This is a genomic window from Bacillus sp. FCW2 (assembly GCF_021228595.1).
GTDB classification, from domain to species: domain Bacteria; phylum Bacillota; class Bacilli; order Bacillales; family Bacillaceae; genus Bacillus; species Bacillus velezensis.
On record NZ_CP089436.1, the window covers coordinates 2,493,264 to 2,512,458 of the forward strand.

Annotated in this window: 22 protein-coding genes; 4 read left to right on the forward strand and 18 right to left on the reverse strand. The window is 46.0% G+C overall.

Features of this window, described 5'->3' with window-relative positions:
• Positions 1 to 71 precede the first annotated feature (71 nt).
• From cls to xynA, 3 genes are all read left to right on the forward strand, one after another.
• Positions 72 to 1,520, forward strand: a complete 1,449-nt coding sequence (cls, locus tag K3G25_RS12525) for a cardiolipin synthase (RefSeq protein WP_007407575.1) — start codon at positions 72 to 74, stop codon at positions 1,518 to 1,520.
• Positions 1,521 to 1,655: 135 nt separating this feature from the next.
• Positions 1,656 to 2,042 (forward strand): DUF5362 family protein, encoded by a 387-nt coding sequence (locus K3G25_RS12530; RefSeq protein WP_022553912.1) that lies wholly within the window; start codon positions 1,656 to 1,658, stop codon positions 2,040 to 2,042.
• A 442-nt stretch (positions 2,043 to 2,484) separates the two neighbouring features.
• Complete coding sequence (xynA, locus tag K3G25_RS12535; RefSeq protein WP_014419087.1) at positions 2,485 to 3,126, forward strand: endo-1,4-beta-xylanase XynA; 642 nt, start codon at positions 2,485 to 2,487, stop codon at positions 3,124 to 3,126.
• 238 nt (positions 3,127 to 3,364) lie between these two features.
• Here the strand turns inward: xynA and K3G25_RS12540 are convergent, their stop codons facing one another.
• The 16 genes from K3G25_RS12540 to K3G25_RS12615 form a co-directional block, all read right to left on the reverse strand.
• Positions 3,365 to 3,769 (reverse strand): Rrf2 family transcriptional regulator, encoded by a 405-nt coding sequence (locus K3G25_RS12540; RefSeq protein WP_014419089.1) that lies wholly within the window; start codon positions 3,767 to 3,769, stop codon positions 3,365 to 3,367.
• 141 nt (positions 3,770 to 3,910) lie between these two features.
• Positions 3,911 to 5,620, reverse strand: coding sequence for an urease subunit alpha (gene ureC / locus K3G25_RS12545; RefSeq protein ID WP_232489328.1), 1,710 nt, complete (start codon positions 5,618 to 5,620; stop codon positions 3,911 to 3,913).
• Positions 5,617 to 5,991 carry an urease subunit beta gene (ureB, locus tag K3G25_RS12550; protein WP_003151199.1) on the reverse strand — a complete coding sequence of 125 codons (375 nt, stop codon included), beginning with the start codon at positions 5,989 to 5,991 and terminating at the stop codon, positions 5,617 to 5,619. The genes ureC and ureB overlap by 4 nt, the downstream gene beginning before the upstream one ends.
• Positions 5,988 to 6,305, reverse strand: a complete 318-nt coding sequence (gene ureA / locus K3G25_RS12555) for an urease subunit gamma (protein WP_003151198.1) — start codon at positions 6,303 to 6,305, stop codon at positions 5,988 to 5,990. Before ureA ends, ureB begins: the two co-directional genes overlap by 4 nt.
• Positions 6,306 to 6,657: 352 nt before the next feature.
• Positions 6,658 to 6,846 (reverse strand): CsbD family protein, encoded by a 189-nt coding sequence (locus K3G25_RS12560; protein ID WP_026092293.1) that lies wholly within the window; start codon positions 6,844 to 6,846, stop codon positions 6,658 to 6,660.
• A gap of 74 nt (positions 6,847 to 6,920) precedes the next feature.
• Positions 6,921 to 7,400 carry a hypothetical protein gene (locus K3G25_RS12565; RefSeq protein WP_007407583.1) on the reverse strand — a complete coding sequence of 160 codons (480 nt, stop codon included), beginning with the start codon at positions 7,398 to 7,400 and terminating at the stop codon, positions 6,921 to 6,923.
• Between the two features lie 121 nt (positions 7,401 to 7,521).
• Entirely contained in the window at positions 7,522 to 8,652 is a 1,131-nt protein-coding gene (locus K3G25_RS12570) for a response regulator aspartate phosphatase (RefSeq protein WP_064108061.1), read from the reverse strand.
• 190 nt (positions 8,653 to 8,842) lie between these two features.
• The gene (moaA, locus tag K3G25_RS12575; RefSeq protein WP_014419094.1) at positions 8,843 to 9,868 is read right to left on the reverse strand and encodes a GTP 3',8-cyclase MoaA; all 1,026 of its coding nucleotides are present in this window, start codon (positions 9,866 to 9,868) and stop codon (positions 8,843 to 8,845) included.
• A gap of 17 nt (positions 9,869 to 9,885) precedes the next feature.
• Positions 9,886 to 10,674 (reverse strand): formate dehydrogenase accessory sulfurtransferase FdhD, encoded by a 789-nt coding sequence (fdhD, locus tag K3G25_RS12580; RefSeq protein WP_017418742.1) that lies wholly within the window; start codon positions 10,672 to 10,674, stop codon positions 9,886 to 9,888.
• Between the two features lie 94 nt (positions 10,675 to 10,768).
• Positions 10,769 to 10,933 (reverse strand): hypothetical protein, encoded by a 165-nt coding sequence (locus K3G25_RS12585; RefSeq protein ID WP_007407587.1) that lies wholly within the window; start codon positions 10,931 to 10,933, stop codon positions 10,769 to 10,771.
• An 86-nt stretch (positions 10,934 to 11,019) separates the two neighbouring features.
• Positions 11,020 to 11,700 (reverse strand): VWA domain-containing protein, encoded by a 681-nt coding sequence (locus K3G25_RS12590; protein WP_232489329.1) that lies wholly within the window; start codon positions 11,698 to 11,700, stop codon positions 11,020 to 11,022.
• 309 nt (positions 11,701 to 12,009) lie between these two features.
• Positions 12,010 to 12,696, reverse strand: a complete 687-nt coding sequence (locus K3G25_RS12595; RefSeq protein ID WP_007407590.1) for a VWA domain-containing protein — start codon at positions 12,694 to 12,696, stop codon at positions 12,010 to 12,012.
• Between the two features lie 264 nt (positions 12,697 to 12,960).
• Positions 12,961 to 13,992, reverse strand: coding sequence for a stage II sporulation protein D (gene spoIID, locus K3G25_RS12600; RefSeq protein WP_017418739.1), 1,032 nt, complete (start codon positions 13,990 to 13,992; stop codon positions 12,961 to 12,963).
• A gap of 199 nt (positions 13,993 to 14,191) precedes the next feature.
• On the reverse strand, positions 14,192 to 15,502 hold the full coding sequence (gene murA, locus K3G25_RS12605) for a UDP-N-acetylglucosamine 1-carboxyvinyltransferase (protein WP_007614362.1): 1,311 nt from the start codon (positions 15,500 to 15,502) through the stop codon (positions 14,192 to 14,194).
• A gap of 33 nt (positions 15,503 to 15,535) precedes the next feature.
• Positions 15,536 to 16,276, reverse strand: a complete 741-nt coding sequence (locus tag K3G25_RS12610; protein ID WP_029972867.1) for a YwmB family TATA-box binding protein — start codon at positions 16,274 to 16,276, stop codon at positions 15,536 to 15,538.
• Positions 16,277 to 16,417: 141 nt separating this feature from the next.
• Positions 16,418 to 16,648, reverse strand: a complete 231-nt coding sequence (locus tag K3G25_RS12615; protein WP_007614366.1) for a DUF1146 family protein — start codon at positions 16,646 to 16,648, stop codon at positions 16,418 to 16,420.
• 172 nt (positions 16,649 to 16,820) lie between these two features.
• Between K3G25_RS12615 and K3G25_RS12620 the strand changes: the two genes are divergently transcribed.
• Complete coding sequence (locus tag K3G25_RS12620) at positions 16,821 to 17,291, forward strand: hypothetical protein (RefSeq protein ID WP_014419098.1); 471 nt, start codon at positions 16,821 to 16,823, stop codon at positions 17,289 to 17,291.
• 44 nt (positions 17,292 to 17,335) lie between these two features.
• Here K3G25_RS12620 and K3G25_RS12625 read toward each other — a convergent pair whose 3' ends face one another.
• Together K3G25_RS12625 and atpD are read right to left on the reverse strand one after the other, a co-directional pair.
• On the reverse strand, positions 17,336 to 17,734 hold the full coding sequence (locus K3G25_RS12625) for a F0F1 ATP synthase subunit epsilon (protein ID WP_003151176.1): 399 nt from the start codon (positions 17,732 to 17,734) through the stop codon (positions 17,336 to 17,338).
• Between the two features lie 23 nt (positions 17,735 to 17,757).
• Positions 17,758 to 19,179 (reverse strand): F0F1 ATP synthase subunit beta, encoded by a 1,422-nt coding sequence (gene atpD, locus K3G25_RS12630; protein WP_003151173.1) that lies wholly within the window; start codon positions 19,177 to 19,179, stop codon positions 17,758 to 17,760.
• Between the last annotated feature and the right edge of the window lie 16 nt (positions 19,180 to 19,195).

Here is a 19,195-nt window from a genome sequence, read left to right on the forward strand (position 1 = left end):
ATCAGATTGCTGCACTTGTCGGAATACTAATGGGCACAGTCTTGATAAATATGATATAGCGGGGTTGCAAAGTGAGCATTTCATTTATTTTATTCGGATTTTTTTTCGTTTTAAATATACTTTTGGCCGTCATCATGATTTTCAAAGAAAGACGCGATGCCAGCGCTTCATGGGCTTGGCTTTTGGTTCTTTTTTTTATTCCCATTTTAGGGTTTATTTTATACCTGTTATTCGGCCATAACCTGAGACGCAAGCATCTGTTCCAATGGGAGGACCGTAAAAAAATCGGGATTGAAAAGCTGCTGAAGTCTCAGCTGAAAGATCTGAAGTCGAGGCAATTCCAATTTAACAACAGAGCGACTGTGGATAATAAAGACCTCATCTATATGCTTGTCATGAACAACCACGCAGTCTTTACAGAGGATAATTCGGTGGAGATTTTGACGGACGGGCGCGATAAGTTCAAACGCTTAATGAAGGACATTTCCAACGCAAAAGATCACATTCACCTTCAATACTATATTTATAAAGGTGATGAACTGGGAAAAAAATTGCGCGATGCCTTAGTGAAAAAAGCACGGGAAGGCGTAAAAGTCAGAGTGTTATATGATGAACTCGGTTCAAGATCACTCAGAAAAAAATTCTTCAAACCGCTGCGGGACGCCGGCGGCCATGTGGAAGTCTTTTTTCCTTCCAGGCTTCGTCCGATTAATTTGCGGCTCAATTATCGGAATCACCGCAAGCTCGTCATCATTGACGGCGAAACCGGCTATGTCGGCGGCTTTAACGTCGGAGATGAATATCTCGGCCTGAATCCGAAATTCGGCTACTGGCGCGATACGCACCTCAGGCTTCAAGGCACGGCGGTACACGCCATTCAGACACGGTTTATCCTCGATTGGAACCAAGCCTCCCATCATCATACGCTCACATACGTTCCGAATCATTTTCCGGAATGCGAGCCGAAGGGCAATGTCGGGATGCAAATTGTCACGAGCGGACCGGACTCAGAATGGGAACAAATTAAAAACGGCTATATCAAGATGATCTCAACGGCCAAACGGTCGATCCTGATTCAGACGCCTTACTTTATTCCTGACTCAAGTCTTTTAGATGCCCTCAGGATCGCCTGTCTGTCAGGCATCGACGTCAAAATCATGATTCCGAACAAGCCGGATCACGCTTTCGTTTACTGGGCGACTTTATCTTACATCGGCGATCTTTTAAAAGCCGGAGCCTCAGTCTACATTTACGATAACGGCTTTATTCATGCAAAAACGATTGTCGTCGATGATGAGACGGCTTCCGTCGGTACGGCGAATATCGACGTCAGAAGCTTCAGACTTAATTTTGAAGTCAACGCCTTTATTTATGACGTCACCATCGCGAAAAAACTCATTTCTTCATTTAAAGAAGATCTGCTCGTCTCCAGAAAATATACGTATGAAGAATATCAGGAGCGTTCGCTGCGGATCCGCATTAAAGAATCGATTTCAAGACTTCTGTCGCCGATTTTGTAATTCCCGGGGTGTTTCTCGGGAATTTTCTGATATAAAAACGGACACGGCACGAAAAAACACATTTTATATTCAAAAGAATGACCGAATAGTGTATAAATGAAAAGTGAGTATTTTTTTGTAAAGGAGTGCCATAGTTTGAAACCTGAATCAGTGAATCGTTCGCTTATTTCTATTTCGAAGTGGGGAAAAGCGACAGGTATTTTATTTATTATTATAGGCGCGTTTGCGGCGCTTTCGGGCGCGTTTTTCTTTTTAATCGGAGCCATTCCCGGCGTTTTGCAGATCATTGCCGGCATTTTTCTGATGCGCTCGGCAAATGAAGCGGGACAGATGGCGGAGCAGTTCAATGAACTGACAGAGGAACATATGCTGGAGAATTATGCAAAGTTCGTGAAAATGCAGGGGATCTACCTGATTGTGACGGTCGGCTTGTCCGTTCTCGGCATCGTTCTTTTCGTTATCCTCATGACGCTCGGCATCGTGGACGACGCGTTTAATAATATTGATGCCAATACATATTAAAAAGAAAATCCCGGCGCATCCGCCCGGGATTTTTTCTTATTCCGCTTCTTCGGTAACGGTAAAGTTTTTCTGCTTTGGATTTTCCAATAACGCTGTCTGCAGATATTTTTTCGGACATTCCGGCTTCAGCTCAAAAAAGTTTTTTCAAATAAAACTTTTCCTCAGAGTTTCAACTGAAATCACTCAATTGTTCGACTGTTCCTGATCAGGTTTAGAAGCAAGAATTGTGATTCTGCAAAATAAGGATAAAAGCCATGGCGGAACAAGACCGCTTATAATACATTTTTTGGGTCTTTGTAATTAAATTACAATTGTTCTTAATATTCACTCATGTATTCATGCTATTATATTGAAAGGAACGATCAAAAGCGTTGGCGTTCGTTAAATATTTACGAGTGCTGCCTCATGTCAAAGTCAGAAAAAATAGTATAGGAGGTAACATATGTTTAAGTTTAAAAAGAAATTCTTAGTTGGATTAACGGCAGCTTTCATAAGTATCAGCATGTTTTCGGCAACCGCCTCTGCAGCTGGCACAGATTACTGGCAAAATTGGACTGATGGGGGCGGAACAGTCAACGCAGTCAATGGATCTGGCGGGAATTACAGTGTTAATTGGTCTAATACCGGAAATTTCGTTGTTGGTAAAGGCTGGACTACAGGCTCGCCATTTAGAACAATAAACTATAATGCCGGAGTCTGGGCGCCGAATGGCAATGGATATTTGACTTTATATGGCTGGACGAGAGCACCTCTCATCGAATATTATGTGGTGGATTCATGGGGTACTTACAGACCTACCGGAACGTATAAAGGTACTGTAAAGAGTGATGGAGGTACATATGACATATATACAACGACACGTTATAACGCACCTTCCATTGATGGCGATAACACTACGTTTACGCAGTACTGGAGTGTTCGCCAGTCGAAGAGACCAACCGGAAGCAACGCTGCAATCACTTTCAGCAATCATGTTAACGCATGGAAGAGCCATGGAATGAATCTGGGCAGTAATTGGGCTTACCAAGTCTTAGCGACAGAAGGATATAAAAGCAGCGGAAGTTCTAATGTAACAGTGTGGTAACAGCTCATCTTTAATTAGGGGCAGCTAACGGGCTGCTGATCGTTCCTTGAGACATTTTATAATGATTATTAAGAGGCGAACGGTTTTAGCATTGCTGGAGGCAGGATATCATTTTTTGTTTAACTTGCTCACAGCTGACACCTTCACATAAGCCTTAAGCAAAATAAAAATATCCCGGTAACCGCCTCCCCCTTGTAACCATTTTTGTTACACCGATAGCGGGATGAACCATCTCTTTTTAACAAAAGAGATGATTCATTACATCATAAAGGGACTTGCTCGCAAGTTCATTCTCCATTGCCCGCTGTACGCTTCCGAACGTCTCATCAAGCGCGCGCTGCATATTTTTGCCGACCGGACAGTCGGGGTTCGGATTGTCGTGAACCGCAAAAAGCTCTTCCTTATTCTGCACAGCCCTGTAAACCTCTAAGAGGGTGATCTCCGACGGATCTTTTTTCAGGCTGGCTCCCGGAACACCCGCCCGGGATGTCAGAATACCCGCTTTTTTCAGCTGGCTGATCGTTCTCCGCACCACGACGGGATTGGTGTTTACGCTGCCCGCAATCATGTCCGATGACGCCCGTTCATCCGTTGAGATCAGCGATAGAATGTGAATGGCCACAGCAAGACGGCTGTTAATCATGTTTTTCACCACCGTTGTAACCACAATGGTTACATTTCATTTGTTTGTCAACTACTAATATACACTAAAACGGGCGGCAGGATGAAATCAAGTTGGCAATAGAGGTGTAAACAGGCCGGCGGGAAACCGGCCGGAGAGGGATTAAAATAAAAAATAACGCTGTCCGAGCGGAACATAGCTGACGGGCTGGCATGCCAGCTCTTCTCCGTCGGCGAACACCTGATAGGTTTTCGGATCGACTTGTATATTCGGCATCGCGTCATTCAGCTTCATGTCGAGCTTACTCAGCTTACGGATATTCCGTACGGGAGAAATCATTTTTTCAAGGCCGAGCTTTTCCGGCACACCGTTTGCGATACCGGCCTGGGACATAAATGTAATAGAGGTATTTCGGTTTGCTTTACCGTATGATGCGTACATCTGCCGCATAAACACGGGCTCAGGCGTCGGAATGGAAGCATTCGGATCTCCCATTTGGGCGCGGGCGATCATGCCGCCTTTGAGCACAAGTTCAGGTTTGACGCCGAAGAAAACCGGGTCCCATAGTACGAGGTCGGCGAGCTTTCCTTTTTCAACGGAACCGACTTCATGGCTCAGGCCGTGAGTGACGGCCGGGTTGATCGTGTATTTGGCGATATAGCGTTTGGCGCGCACATTGTCATTGCCGTTTTCTCCTGATAGAGCGCCGCGCTGCTTTTTCATTTTATCGGCAACCTGCCATGTCCGGATAATCACTTCTCCCACCCTGCCCATCGCCTGCGAGTCAGATGACGTCATGCTGATCGCGCCGATATCGTGCAGAATATCCTCCGCCGCAATGGTGGCCGCTCTGATGCGTGAATGACTGAATGCCACGTCTTCAGGCACTTTTGAATCTAAATGATGGCAGACCATCATCATATCAAGATGCTCATCCATCGTGTTGACGGTATACGGAATCGTCGGCGTCGTAGAGGACGGCAGGATATTGGCGTAAGATGCGAGTTTCATAATATCCGGTGCGTGGCCTCCGCCGGCTCCCTCTATGTGATATGTATGGATAACCCGATCGCCGATCGCATCAAGCGTATTTTCTAAAAAGCCCGCTTCATTAATCGTGTCTGTGTGGATCGCCACCTGAATGTCCGCCTCATCCGCGACTTCCATGCAAGCTTTAATGGCGCTTGGCGTTGTTCCCCAATCTTCATGCAGCTTCAGGCCGATCGCGCCTGCTTCCACCTGCTCGATCAGCGGCGCTTTATCGGATGCATTCCCTTTTCCTAAGAAACCGACGTTGATCGGAAACTCCTCGGCCGCTTCCAGCATTCTCGACATGTACCATGCACCGGATGTACAAGTCGTCGCTTTACTTCCCGTCGCAGGACCCGTTCCGCCGCCGAGAAGCGTGGTCACGCCTGAAGAAAGCGCGACTTCCATCTGCTGCGGGCAGATAAAGTGGATATGCGTATCCACCCCGCCGGCCGTTATGATTTTCCCTTCGCCGGAAATGACTTCTGTTCCGGCACCGATAATCATGTGCGGGTCCACCCCATCCATAATATCCGGGTTGCCGCTTTTCCCGACGCCGACAATCCGGCCGTCCTTCACCCCGATATCCGCCTTGACGATTCCGGTATAATCCAGGATGACGGCGTTTGTAATAACCAGATCAAGCGCTCCGTCTTTCCCGGTGATACGCCCGTTCTGCCCCATGCCGTCCCGGATTGTTTTCCCTCCGCCGAAAATCATTTCTTCACCGTAATTCGTGAAATCTTTTTCGACTTCAATCCATAAATCCGTATCTCCGAGTCTGACTTTGTCTCCCGTTGTCGGTCCGAACAGTTCTGCGTATTGCTCACGTGACATTTTCATCGGATCGCCTCCTCCATCCATCCGGCTTTTTTAAGATTTGACAGAGTCTTCTCTTTTCCCCGCTCATCCATATACGTATCGGCCATGCCGTTGAGACCTCTGACCGTTTTTCGCCCTCCGATTTCCACGAGCGTGACGGTTTTCTCTTCTCCCGGTTCAAAACGGACAGATGTGCCTGACGGGATATCAAGGCGCATGCCGATTGCTTTGTCCCGATTGAAGGAAAGGGCGCCGTTGGCTTCGGCAAAATGAAAATGCGATCCTACCTGCACTGACCGCGTTCCGTTATTGGTGACTGACACCTCCAGCGTCTTCCGGCCTTCGTTAATGGTGATGGTCCCCTTTGCGACTTGAATCGCTCCCGGCTTCATGACTTCACCTCCGCTTTGATCGGCTGATGAACGGTGACAAGCTTAACCCCGTCCGGGAACGTCGCTTCCACCTGAATGCTGTCCAGCATTTCCGCAACGCCTTCCATAACGTCTTTTTCCGTCAATACATTGCGGCCGGATTCCATCAGCTCAGCAACGCTTTTTCCGTCTCTCGCGCCTTCCATCAGATAACAGGTCAAATATGCGGCGGCTTCGGGATAATTCAGCAGAACGCCGCGCGCCTTCCGCTGCTTAGCGAGCTCTCCCGCCGTAAAAATAAGCAATTTTTCTTGTTCAACCGGTGTCAGTTTCATCTGTATTCCCCCTTAGTGATAGTCAAACACAATCCGATGGTCATACCGAAACGATGCAGGCGGCCGTCACCCCCTTCACCTCATGAAATGTTAAGTGATAAAAGTTATTCGACGGTGAACGGCCCGATTCCTTTTGCAGAAATTACCGATTTCTGATTTTTTTCTTCAACAAACGTTTAATTAAATGTGAAGAAAGGTTACATTCTATGTGAATATTATAAAGAAATTACCGGTGAATTTATAGAATATTTAAAAATTTAGTGAATATTAACCAAATGAACTGGAATTTTTGTCATTTCTCATAACAAAAAGCCCAAAATATTTTGGGCTTTTGCTGTGTTTCACTATCAAATTAATCATCACTGAGTTTATCTTTCGTTTTACCGACACCCTTTTGCAGGCTGCCTTTCGCTTTGTCTTTTTTACCTTCCGCTTTTAAGTCGGACTTGTCTGCCATGTCGCCTGCTTTGTCCTTTGCTTCCCCTTTCATTTTGTTCATGCCGCCTTTTACTTTGTCTTTTAAACCGTTATCTTCACTCATGATCTCTTCAGCTCCTTTTTTGTTCTGTGTACTTGTTTTCTTCCCTTTCAGCCTGAACGCAAACATTTCAACTCTCAATTATTGATTTCACAGCGTTCCCCGTAGCGGAGCACTTTGTAAACAGCCAATCCGTCTGACAGCTTATTATCCCCGTATTGCACCGGCAGAAGGGCAAAGAAAACATAATAAGTTGAAAAATAGACAAATTGGTAAAAAAATAAGTTTGGCTCAAGGACATCTTTTATGATCAGCAGATTTATTAAAAAGATAGAAGCGAGATTAAACAGACAGCCTCCGGAATAGACGAGCGCGCTCGTCAGGCGGTTATCTATCCGCAATTCGCCGAACTTGCAGAAAGAATCTATGAAGTAGATACGCCGAACCTGAATCGGCCCTACTTTTAAAAGACGTTTCCCCATTCCGATATCCAATGATGCCTTGCCCCCGAACAGCATGGCCATAAAGCTGTGTCCCGACACATGGATGACAGACACCATCGGCAGAATGATGAGAAATGATACGAAAAACTTTATCATATCATTGAATCCGAACAACAAATCCCTCCTTCCCCTTGTACTTTTTTCTCTCTTTTGCGATTTTTCCGTTTTTTTCTATGGTCAAACGTTATGATGTGCATAAAAAAATAACCATCTGCTGATCAGATGGTTAAGAAAATTATATATCGTATAAACACTGTTCTTTTTGAATGTTTTCTCTCATGCGAATCGCTTTTTCATAAAAATACGCCGCTTCTTTATATTGCCCATGTCCGCTTGTGTAAACGGCGGCCTCCAAGGCGAAATCTTCAATATACACATACAGCGATTTTTCATTCATATAGTCAAACACTTCATGGATTAAATCCATATTGAGTGACTCCAAATAAAGCGCTTGTAAAAACTTATACTTCTCTAAACTGAATCGGTCGCCCCGATCTTTCGCGATCATGACCCCTCTTTCATAATAGGTAAAGGCCGCTTGGTCATCATGCAGCCTGAAAAGGGTGTGCGTTAAGCTGAACAGCGCCTTCGGAAGCTGTTCAAGCTGATGCTCTTCAAAAACGGGAACCGCTTTTCTAAAGTACCGGGCCGCTTCATCCAGATCGCGCTTTTCAGAATAACAATTCCCCAGATTGTAAAGCGAAGACCCGATCAGGCGGGGCTGTCCTTCAAGCAAAGAAAGGCGGAGGGCTTCGTCTAAATGCTCAAGCGCTTTGTCGTAGTTTTTGCAGTCGATGTAGTTTCCTGAGATGACGAAATGGCATTGAATTCTCCGCACTCTGTAGAAATCGTGTTTCATATACGTATCCAGCGCCTGAATCCCGTGATTCATGGAAAAATGAGTCTGCTTCATGACATAAAACACTTCAGACATCTTGAAATGGAATTCCGCCCTCTCTATATCATCCTCGACAAATGAAAGGAGTTTTTCCGCTTTCCGGTAAAAAGAAATAGCCGCAACATAGTTATTGTGATCGAATTCATACATCCCTCTGAACAAATGGAAATAATACTCAGACAGTCCCGATATGCTGTCCGTGCTTTCGATCGTCTTTTGCAGCTCGCTGTACTGAATCTGTGATTGTTCGGTGCATTCCGGCTTGACGTAATCAAGCATAATATGATGGCGGTAGCTGATCAGCTGATAATATAACAGCAGCAGCTGGTCTTCCTCCATACGTTGTATATCCTCATCAATTTCCTCTTTCAGCTTTATGGCATCAGCCGCTTGAAACGCTAAAATGTGCTTGTACCATTTGTTGATCTTAACTCCAACTTGAGATGACGGAATCTCGTATGCGGTCATGCCCCTTTCACAACCTTTTCTAATTTCTATTGGTTATATTTTAACATATTGTATGGCTTTGGAATTGCATAACTTGATTGTCCTGCATCAAAATTCCTATCATATATTTCGGCTGTCACCGGTATTTTTTGAACAGACCGCTCTCATAATGTGAATAAAAAAGCCTGCCCTGGTCCGGGCAAGCTTTTCTTCATCCGCCTATATAAGACATTTCCACTTTCTTTTTCCCATCCGTTTTAGAAAGCGCGCGGTCAATTGAATACTGATCCGTGCGATTTCTCCAGACAGAAGCGATGGATTCCGTCAATTCGTCATCGGTCAGACCGCCGCGCACGAGTTTCCGAACATCATAGCCGCTTGACGCAAACAGGCACGTAAACAGCTCGCCTCTCGCCGACAGGCGCGCTCTGTTGCAGGAGGCGCAGAATGCATCCGATACGGAGGAAATTACGCCGATTTCGCCGGAACCGTCAAGATAGCGGAACCTGGAAGCGACCTCTCCTTTATAATTTGCTTCTATCGGCTCCGTCGGCATGTGCTGGTTGATCAGATCAATAATCTCGGCCTTCGTGATCACGTCTTTTTTATTCCATTGATTCGTATTGCCGACATCCATAAATTCAATAAACCGGAGAATATGACCCTTTTCTTTAAAATAGCGGGCCATCGGCAGGATATCTTTTTCATTGACGCCCTTTTGAACAACCATGTTGATTTTCACACCGAGTCCGGCCGATTTTGCCGCCTCAATGCCCTCAAGCACCTTGTTCACCGAAACCCCGCGGCCGTTAATGGCCTTAAACCGCTCATCCTCTAAAGAATCGAGGCTGACTGTCACGCGATGCAGCCCCGCCTGCTTCAGTTTTTCCGCATACACGGGAAGCAGAGAGCCGTTTGTCGTCATCGCGATATCTTTAAGTCCGGGGATGCGCGCAAGTTTTTTGATCAATTCAGGCATATCTTTTCTCATGAGCGGCTCTCCGCCCGTCAGCCTGATTTTTTCAACGCCGAAGCGGCCGACAAACAGCTTCGCAAGCCGCTCAAGCTCCTCGAAGGAGAGCAATTCCGTCTTTTGTAAAAATGGATAATCCGGTCCGAATAATTCGGCTGGCATACAGTACGTGCATCTGAAGTTGCAGCGGTCGGTTACAGAGATACGAAGATCCCTGAGCGGCCTTTCCCTTTTGTCTGTCACCCGGCGCGTTTCTGTATTCATAAGCCCAAGACCCCTTTCTATTGTTCAACCCGTTCAGGATGTGTGTATACGTTAAATGATCCGTTTCTGACAAAACCTATCGCGGTTATGTTCAGCTCTTCCGCCATTTGCAGCGCGAGCTCCGTCGGGGCCGATTTTGAAATGACAATCGACACGCCGATTTTTGCGGCTTTTAATAAAACCTCTGAGGAAATCCGGCCGCTGAAGACGATCAGCTTGTCACGGACCGGCATTCCGTTTTTCAAACAGCAGCCGTACAGCTTATCCAGCGCGTTGTGGCGCCCGATGTCCGTCCTCATGAAGAGCAGCTTTTCCGTATCGCACAGCGCTGCATTATGGACGCCGCCCGTTTCCCGGAAGGTGCCGCTCCCGCTTTGCATCTCCTTCATCAGGCGAAGGCACGTCTCAGGAGTTATGGTGATACGGCTGACGGCGGTTTTGGCCGTTTTCACATCCTGCTGAAAGTAAAAATGGCGGCCTTTCCCGCAGCATGAACCGATGACCCTCTTCGTATAGTCTTTTTGCTCAAGCACTCCGGGATTCGTCAGTTCCACATATGCAAATCCGAGACTTTCATCTATAGTAAAGCTTTTGATCTCTTTTTCAAAACGAATGACGCCTTCTGATGCGAGAAATCCGATGACGAGTTCCTCTAAATGGTCAGGCGTGCAGACGAGCGTAACAAATTCCTGCCCGTTCACCATGACAGTCAGCGGATACTCTGAAACCATCCGATCTGCCGTCTTTGTTAATACCCCTTTTTCATAGCGGTATATGTCTCTTACCGCTGTTGTTTTTTCATCCACTGTTTTCCCCTCCGCAGTATCCTTCTCTTTTATTCTTCCACAATCCCTGTATTTTGTCGAATTTGCGGTTTAAAAAAAGAGCCCTTTTAGGACTCTATGTTTCATTGCGATGATGTCTGCTCAGAATGGTGAATAAAATAACTGCGGCTATAATGGCCAATATACTGACGAATATGAAGGCGGCAAGCTTCAGAAAAATTCCCATCAGAACAAAAACGACTGCCGCCAGCACTAATATAATGCCTGCTCCTTTTAACAACAGCGTTCATCTCCTTTTATCCGTATCATTCCCGCGGTTTTTGTTTTCTAAACAAAAAAGACGCCGCGCGGGCGTCCTTTTTTAACCTATTCTTTTGCTAAATCCTTTGCAGCGTCTTCCCAAGCCTGTTTGAACTCGTCCGCGCTGTCAGCTGAGACATATGTGCCGCCTCCCGCTTCCGCCGCTTTTTCAAGGCTTTCGCTTCCTTTCATGCCGAAGTTGAAGCCGATGATATTGACGATCGTGTTGACGTTCGCTTTACGGAGCTTTTGAATTTCGGCCTGAGGATTACCGCCGCATGTTTCTTCACCGTCTGTGATCAGATATAAGACGTTTTTCCCCGCGGCGCCGGCCCGCTCAAATTCTTCACGCGTATCAGAAAGCGCTTTCGCAATCGGTGTCCAGCCGGTCGGTTTAATCTTGCTGAGTGATTGCTCAAATGGAGTCACGGCGTACGGCTGAAGGCCGTATAACGTTTCTGTCGCATTACATGATACGGCTTTGCCTGAGTTTTTATTATTCCCCTTATGTCCGAATACCCGAAGCATCAGATTCGTGTCTTCAGGAAGAACTTCCGCAAAAGAAGTGACAGACTCTTTCGCAACATCTATTTTACGCTCTCCCCCTGTTTTTTGTATCATGCTTCCGCTTGCATCAAACAGCACGGCAACGTTTGTTTCTTCGTGCTTTTTCTCAGCTGCAAAAACAGGTGATCCGAGTGAAAGCGTCAAAAGTCCGACAATCCCCGCAGTGAACATTTTTTTCATTTCCTTCATTCCTCTCCGTTTGTTTTTGGCCGATGGGCCCCCGGCTCTTCTCTATGCTAGATGACGAGTATGCAAAAAGATATAGGGCGGGATTCCTTTTGTATAAGCGGCGGTACGCCGTTAAAAATGAGCAGAATTATGCGCATCATCCTAAAAAGATTGGATAAATGATGACAGATTTAATGCCTTTTTCGCCCTTTTTGTAATATAAGTCCGGAATCTGATTCTTTTTACAGTTTTCTCTTCATCTTTTCTTGAAATTTTTGTTAAATAAAAATAAAAAAAAGGGCCGATAAACGGCACCTTTTCTTATTCCGCTAATGAACTCGCTGCCATTGTAAAGATGCGGTTCATATCCTTTTGGCTGTGAGCTTCGTAATATTTTCCTCCGCCCGCTTTGGCAATCTCGTGAAGCTGGCCGTTGAAGCCTTCCTTAAAGTCAAAGCCGATCACGTTGACTTTAATATGCTGTTTGCGGAGTTCTTTCGCTGTCTTAACAGGATCTCCTCCGCATGTCTCCTCGCCGTCCGTCAACAGGAAAACGGATTTACTGCCAAGTTTGTGCAAACCGGTAAAGGAAGCCTTCGCATCCTCTAATGCTTTTGCAATCGGTGTCCAGCCCGTAGGCCCGATTCCGTTAAGAGAGTTAAGGAAGCTCTGTCTGTCAAACCTTTGGAATCCGTACACACCGCGAATGGATTCACAAGATTGAACCTTTCCGGAGTTTTTATTATTGCCTTCCGAACCGAAAACCGTCATTCTGACCTGTGATTTAGATTTAATTTGATCCGCAAAACGGACAATTTCTTCTTTTGCCATGTTGTATTTAGAAACACCGTCAATCCGTTTTGCCATACTGCCGCTCGCATCAAGTAAAATGGCGGTATTGTTTTTAAATGAAAGAGTCTTCTCGTTTGCATTCTCGGCAGCAAAAGCAGGAGATGCAGCAGTCAGCATCAATCCGAGCATGAGTATGAGTGAAAATGTTTTTTTCATTGCTTTTTCCCCTTTTCAATAGATTTACGTTCAACGCCGAACAATATTTATCGTAAATGAGATGAAAAGGGAAATAAATAGGACGGCGTTCCTCATTATTTTTGCGTATATTCACATAGAAGCGGCATTTTTATCAGTGATTTACACCCGGCGCTCAGCCTTCAATCGACATTTGTCAGCCTTTAGGCTTTCGTTATATGAGTCTGTTGGTTGCTTTACCGTTTATGGAATAGTTTTCAAAAAAACAGACGCTCATGAAAGCGTCTATTTTTTCGCCATATATTTGTTTAAAAATGAATCTGCTTCGGAAATGTCCACTCCCTGATAATAATGCTTGACGATGTCCGCCACTGATTTTCCCTGCTGCGCCATGTAATTGGCCCCGTACTGGCTCATGCCGACGCCGTGGCCGAATCCTTTTGTCGTAATGGTGATGCTGCCGCCGTTTCGTTTCCATTCAAAGTCGGCAGAACGGAGTCCGAGTTTTTCCCGGATGTCTCTTCCCTTCAGCTTTTTGCCGTTTATGACGGCCGTCGCCACTTGATGGCCCGGCGTTCTGGCTGTAATCTGTCCCACTGTGTTTTGTCCCGAGAGCTGTACGCCGAGCTTTTGCTGAAACTCCGGCACACTGAAGGTCTGGGTGGCGAGATATTTCGGCGATTGCTTATCCCACGGACTTTTCACGCTTTTTAAATAAGGAATGGCGCTTGTCCAATAGGCTTCCGCATTCTCCGTATACCCGTTGCTCGTAGAGAAGAAAGATGCCTCAATCGGCTTGTTGTCGTACGTTAAAATCTTTCCTTGCGTGCCGGCGACCGCGTTTGTGATTTTCTTGAGGTTGTGTGCGTACTTAGAACCCCATTCTTTTTTCAGCTGGCTTTTGCTTTGATAGACTTGGAACATTTGCGTATCATCCACCAGTGATCCTTTCGGCGCCTGAACGGCTGAGTCAGCGACCATCAGTCTGACGATGAATGTCCGGGCGGCGAGCGCCTGGGCTTTTAAGGCCTCCGGTTTAAAGTTTGCGGGCATTTCGGAAGCCACGACACCGACCACGTACTCTTCAAGCGGAATGTTTTCTACAGAATGATTGGATGTCCGATAAACCGGAATGGATACAGGTGATTCTTTCAATGTTTCTGCTCCTTTTGTTTCTCGTGTGGTGTGTGCTGTTTTGTGTCCGGGCTCTCTGTTTACGGCTGCGCCTTTTTCTGCCTGAAACGGAAGGACGAGAATGGTGGGGACTAGAAGAATAAGTATACACAGCCCGGATAGTAGAAATACAATCGGTTTCATATATCAGCTGCCTCCTGCTTGGGATTCGACTCTACTTCATCTTATGGGCAGGGACAAGCTAATATGACTTCCTTTTGGACAGAATCTTTATTCCATTTTTCACGCGAAAAACGTATTCTTTTTTGGAAATCAGAGCATAATAATGATGATAAACCATAAAAAAACAGTATGCCAGATTGACATACTGTTTTTACAGCCATTATGCGTTTAGGTCAGTTACGACTTCTTTGCTTTCTTGTTCAGCGGCCGTTTCATCAACGACACGCTCGATGTCAGCTCCGAGAGCCGCAAGTTTTTGATGGAAATTCACATAACCGCGATCCAAGTGCTTCAGTTCCGTGACGCGTGTATGACCTTCAGCCACTAATCCCGCAAGAATCAGCGCCGCGCCCGCACGCAGGTCCGTAGCGGCAACTTCTGCGCCTTGCAGCTGTACAGGACCGTTAATGATCACAGAACGTCCTTCAATTTTAATGTCGCCATTCATCCGGCGGAATTCTTCAGCATGCATAAAACGGTTTTCAAACACAGTTTCAGTAATCATGCTTGTTCCGCTCGCACGGAGAAGCAGCGCCATCATTTGCGACTGCATATCAGTCGGGAATCCTGGGTGAGGCATCGTTTTAATGTCGATCGGCTTCAGCTGGGCAGGACCGATGACACGAAGGCCTTCTCCTTCATCCGTAATTTTGACTCCCATTTCTTCCATCTTCGCAATTAAAGACGTAAGATGCTCTGGAACCGCACCTTTGACTAATACATTTCCTTCCGTGATAGCCGCAGCCACCATGAAAGTACCCGCTTCAATACGGTCAGGAATGATGTTGTGTCTTACGCCGTGAAGCTTCTCGACACCTTCAATTTTAATGGTGCCTGTGCCGGCTCCACGGATTTTTCCGCCCATCGCATTGATATAGTTCGCTAAGTCAACGATTTCAGGCTCTTTTGCCACGTTTTCAAGCGTTGTTGTTCCTTCAGCTAAAGCAGCTGCCATAATCAAGTTTTCTGTCGCACCCACACTTGGGAAATCTAAATAGATTTTTGCGCCCTGCAGACGGCCTTCCACTTCTGCTTCAATAAAGCCGTTGCCTACTTTGATTTTTGCACCCATTGCTTCAAAGCCTTTTAAATGCTGATCAATCGGTCTTGAGCCGATTGCGCAGCCGCCCGGAAGCGCTACTCTTGAATGACCGGTACGGGCTAACAGAGGGCCCATAACAAGCACTGACGCGCGCATTTTACGCACATATTCAAAAGGTGCTTCTGTTTCTAAAGCGTAAGAAGCGTTTACGGTAACTTCATTATTCTCAAAATGCACATCTGCTCCTAAATGACGCAACACTTCGTTGATTGTATATACATCGGAGAGCGTAGGTACATCACATATTACGCTTTTTTCTTCACTTGCTAATAAAGATGCAGCGATAACTGGTAAAACGGCATTTTTTGCTCCTTCAACTTTCACTGTGCCGTTTAACTTCTGACCGCCGCGGACGATGATTTTTTCCAAGGTATTCCCCTCCGCGTCCCTATATTCTCTATATTAATATTCAGTCGTCACGATTGGTGTGCCAACCGTAACGGTATGTTTTTCGCCCATTCCCGCACTTCTAAGCGCAACTTGCACATTCATCTTATGTTTCGATGTCATGATGTAATCTGTCCACTTATATGTAAATGCAGAAACAGAAACGAAATGAGGCTCAACTACATGTTCAACTGGACTTGCTTCAAATTCTTTCATGAGCTGTTCTGCTTTTTTTTGCAAAACAATACTCATATTATCATTTAAATGACCCTTTAGACAAGTAAAAATAAATACTTTATTTTGAAATATGTCATGTGCCTGCCGTTCAAACTGTTCATATGTATCATTCCAGTTTTCCGGTTGCTCCGGGCTCATTTGCTCATATAATAAATACGAAGTTGGGTTCTGGTTTTTGAGGGTAGTGACGAGCTGCAGTTTAAAAGTTGTGTGATTTTTTTTGTCAGAATACGTGCCGACGGCCTTTACGATTTTATCTTCCCGCGCGGTTTTCCAGTGATATTGCGGATACTGCGTCTTCAGTTCTTTTACCTTGTCATCAAATTCACTCAGTGACAGGTTCAGATTTTCTTTCGCATGAAGCGTCCATTCATCTACAGTGACATGCTGCCGCTCCATTCCTTCGGCAATCTGGGCAAGCGGAGACAGCTCACTTGCATGAATGGAATGAAATACCGCTATTAAGGCGCTTAAAAAAACAAAAAATAAGATGATGCGGCCTGCTCTTTTTTTCTTCATACCGATCTCTCCCCCTTACTCCCATTTTTGCCGGAGCCGGGGAAAGCGATACATGGAAAACTTCGTCAAAACTCGCCAAGCGGGTGAAGAAAAATTGGTTGCTCACCCAGCGATTCCCTTCATTTCAACAGACGAAACATCTTAAAATAAGTATGGAAGCTGTTTCGAATAGGTAAGATAATCTAAAAAGAAGTCAGCGACTGCCGTACCGATCGCAATGGTAAGAAGAATGATCAGCAGCCTCGCCTGCACTATTTTTCCTTTTCGGATCAGCGGATCAAAGTTGACGGCCTGAAGCGCCCACCATGTCACCGCAATGCATACCAGGTGAACCAGGATGCTGATTGCGGCCTGCTGCCCCAATACATTCACAAATCCCATCTCCTTTCATTTTTTCCGCCCCTCATATCCTCTCTTATTATATAAGAAGAAGAGAGAAAGATGATCATTTTTACATCAGAATTTTTATCCAAAATTAGGGGCAATCCCCGCTTAAATGTCCGTTCTCCGGCATGATATACTTTTTTGGAAAGGAGATGGGAATATGAATCATTCCTTTTTTCATCCGGAAAAGCAGTATGGAGAAACACTTCCCGTATTTGACCACGAGTGGGAAGCGATAGCATTCTACTATGATTATAGACAGTCTCAAACAGAGGAACTGAAAGAATTATGTCAGTTTTTCAACATTTCTCTTGATTATTCACGCGGCAGCCTGCTGGAAGTGGAAGCTCTTTACTTCCGCAGCATAAAAGAGCTGCTTTTGGCGGATTGGAACCTGCCGATTGACGAATTTGAGAAAATGCTCAGCGTGTATGTCATCGATTGCGCCATCCGACACCATGACGATGCCGAATGGGTCGTCAAACCTTATCCGTATACGGACGGCGCCTATACGACGGGTGTACGGAGAGGAAACAAAACGTGGCACACCGACAACTGCTGCGAACATTTATATCTGCAAAAAGAAGAGGATCATCCGCTTATCGGCGTCTATGAATCTCTTATGCGTTAATATAGAAAAAGAATCCTTCTCAGACAGCCGAGAAGGATTCTTTTTTAGTTTCCTGCAACATCCAATCTGTTTACAGCCCGCTGTAACGCAAGCTCAGCCCGACGAATGTCAGTATCATCTGATCGTTTGTTCAAACGGTCTTCCGCCCGCTTTTTCGCAGCAAGGGCGCGCTCTTTATCAATGCTTTCCGCTGTTTCAGCGGCTTGTGCAAGGATAGTGACCTGATCAGGACGGACTTCTAAAAATCCGCCGCTGACAGCCGCCAATTCGGTCTGCCCGTCTTTTTTAAGGCGGACAGCGCCGATTTTAAGCGGAGCCACGGTCGGAATATGGCCAGGCAAGATACCGAGATCACCGCTCTCGGCTCTTACACTTACCATTTCAATATCAGCATCATATACTGGGCCGTCGGGAGTAACGATATTGACTTTAACGGTCTTCATGCTTTTACCCTCCTAGGACCAGATTAAACTTCTACACCCATCTCTTTTGCATTCTCAATGACTTCTTCAATGCGTCCCACAAGACGGAATGCATCTTCCGGAAGATGGTCATATTTACCGGAAAGGATTTCTTTAAAGCCTCGTACCGTTTCTTTAACAGGCACGTAAGAACCCTTTTGTCCCGTAAACTGCTCAGCTACGTGGAAGTTTTGAGAAAGGAAGAACTGGATACGGCGTGCGCGGTGAACGACAAGCTTGTCTTCTTCACCTAATTCGTCCATACCGAGAATCGCGATAATATCCTGAAGTTCTTTGTAACGCTGAAGCGTTGACTGGACTTCACGCGCCACCGCATAATGCTCTTCTCCGACAATTTCCGGAGCAAGCGCGCGGGAAGTGGAAGCCAGCGGATCAACCGCAGGGTAGATACCCATTTCAGTTAATTTACGCTCAAGGTTAGTCGTCGCATCCAAGTGAGCGAACGTTGTCGCCGGAGCCGGGTCAGTGTAGTCATCGGCAGGCACGTAGATCGCCTGGATAGATGTAACTGAACCAACGTTTGTAGACGTAATACGCTCTTGAAGCTGACCCATTTCTGTCGCAAGCGTCGGCTGATAACCAACCGCAGAAGGCATACGGCCGAGAAGCGCAGAAACCTCTGAACCCGCTTGTGTGAAACGGAAAATGTTATCGATAAAGAACAGTACGTCCTGTCCTTGTTTATCACGGAAATGCTCAGCCATTGTAAGACCCGTCAGTGCTACACGCATACGTGCGCCCGGCGGCTCGTTCATTTGTCCGAAGACCATGGCTGTTTTCTTAATAACGCCTGAATCGCTCATTTCGTAGAAAAGGTCGTTCCCTTCACGAGTACGCTCTCCTACACCGGCGAATACGGAAATACCGCCGTGCTCTTGCGCGATATTGTTGATTAATTCCTGGATTAATACGGTTTTACCTACGCCGGCGCCGCCGAACAATCCGATTTTACCGCCCTTGATGTAAGGAGCGAGCAGGTCAACAACCTTAATTCCCGTTTCAAGAATTTCAACCTCAGTTGAAAGCTCATCGAATGAAGGAGCTGATCTGTGGATCGGGTCCTTTTGAGCATCCGCAGGCAGCGGTTCATTTAAATCAATTTTATCTCCCAGTACGTTAAATACGCGTCCGAGAGTCACATCACCGACAGGAACGGAAATCGGCGCACCTGTATCAACAGCTTCCATTCCGCGCTGAATTCCGTCCGTAGATGCCATGGCAATTGTACGGACTGTATCATCGCCTAAATGAAGAGCAACCTCTAGCGTTAGGTCGATGCCTACTTCATTTTCGCCTGTAGCTGGCTGTGAAACTTTAATCGCATTATAAATCGCAGGCAAGTGGCCGTCCTCGAAACGTACGTCGACAACCGGTCCAAGCACCTGACTTACGCGTCCTTTCTTCATCGCTATCCCTCCTGAC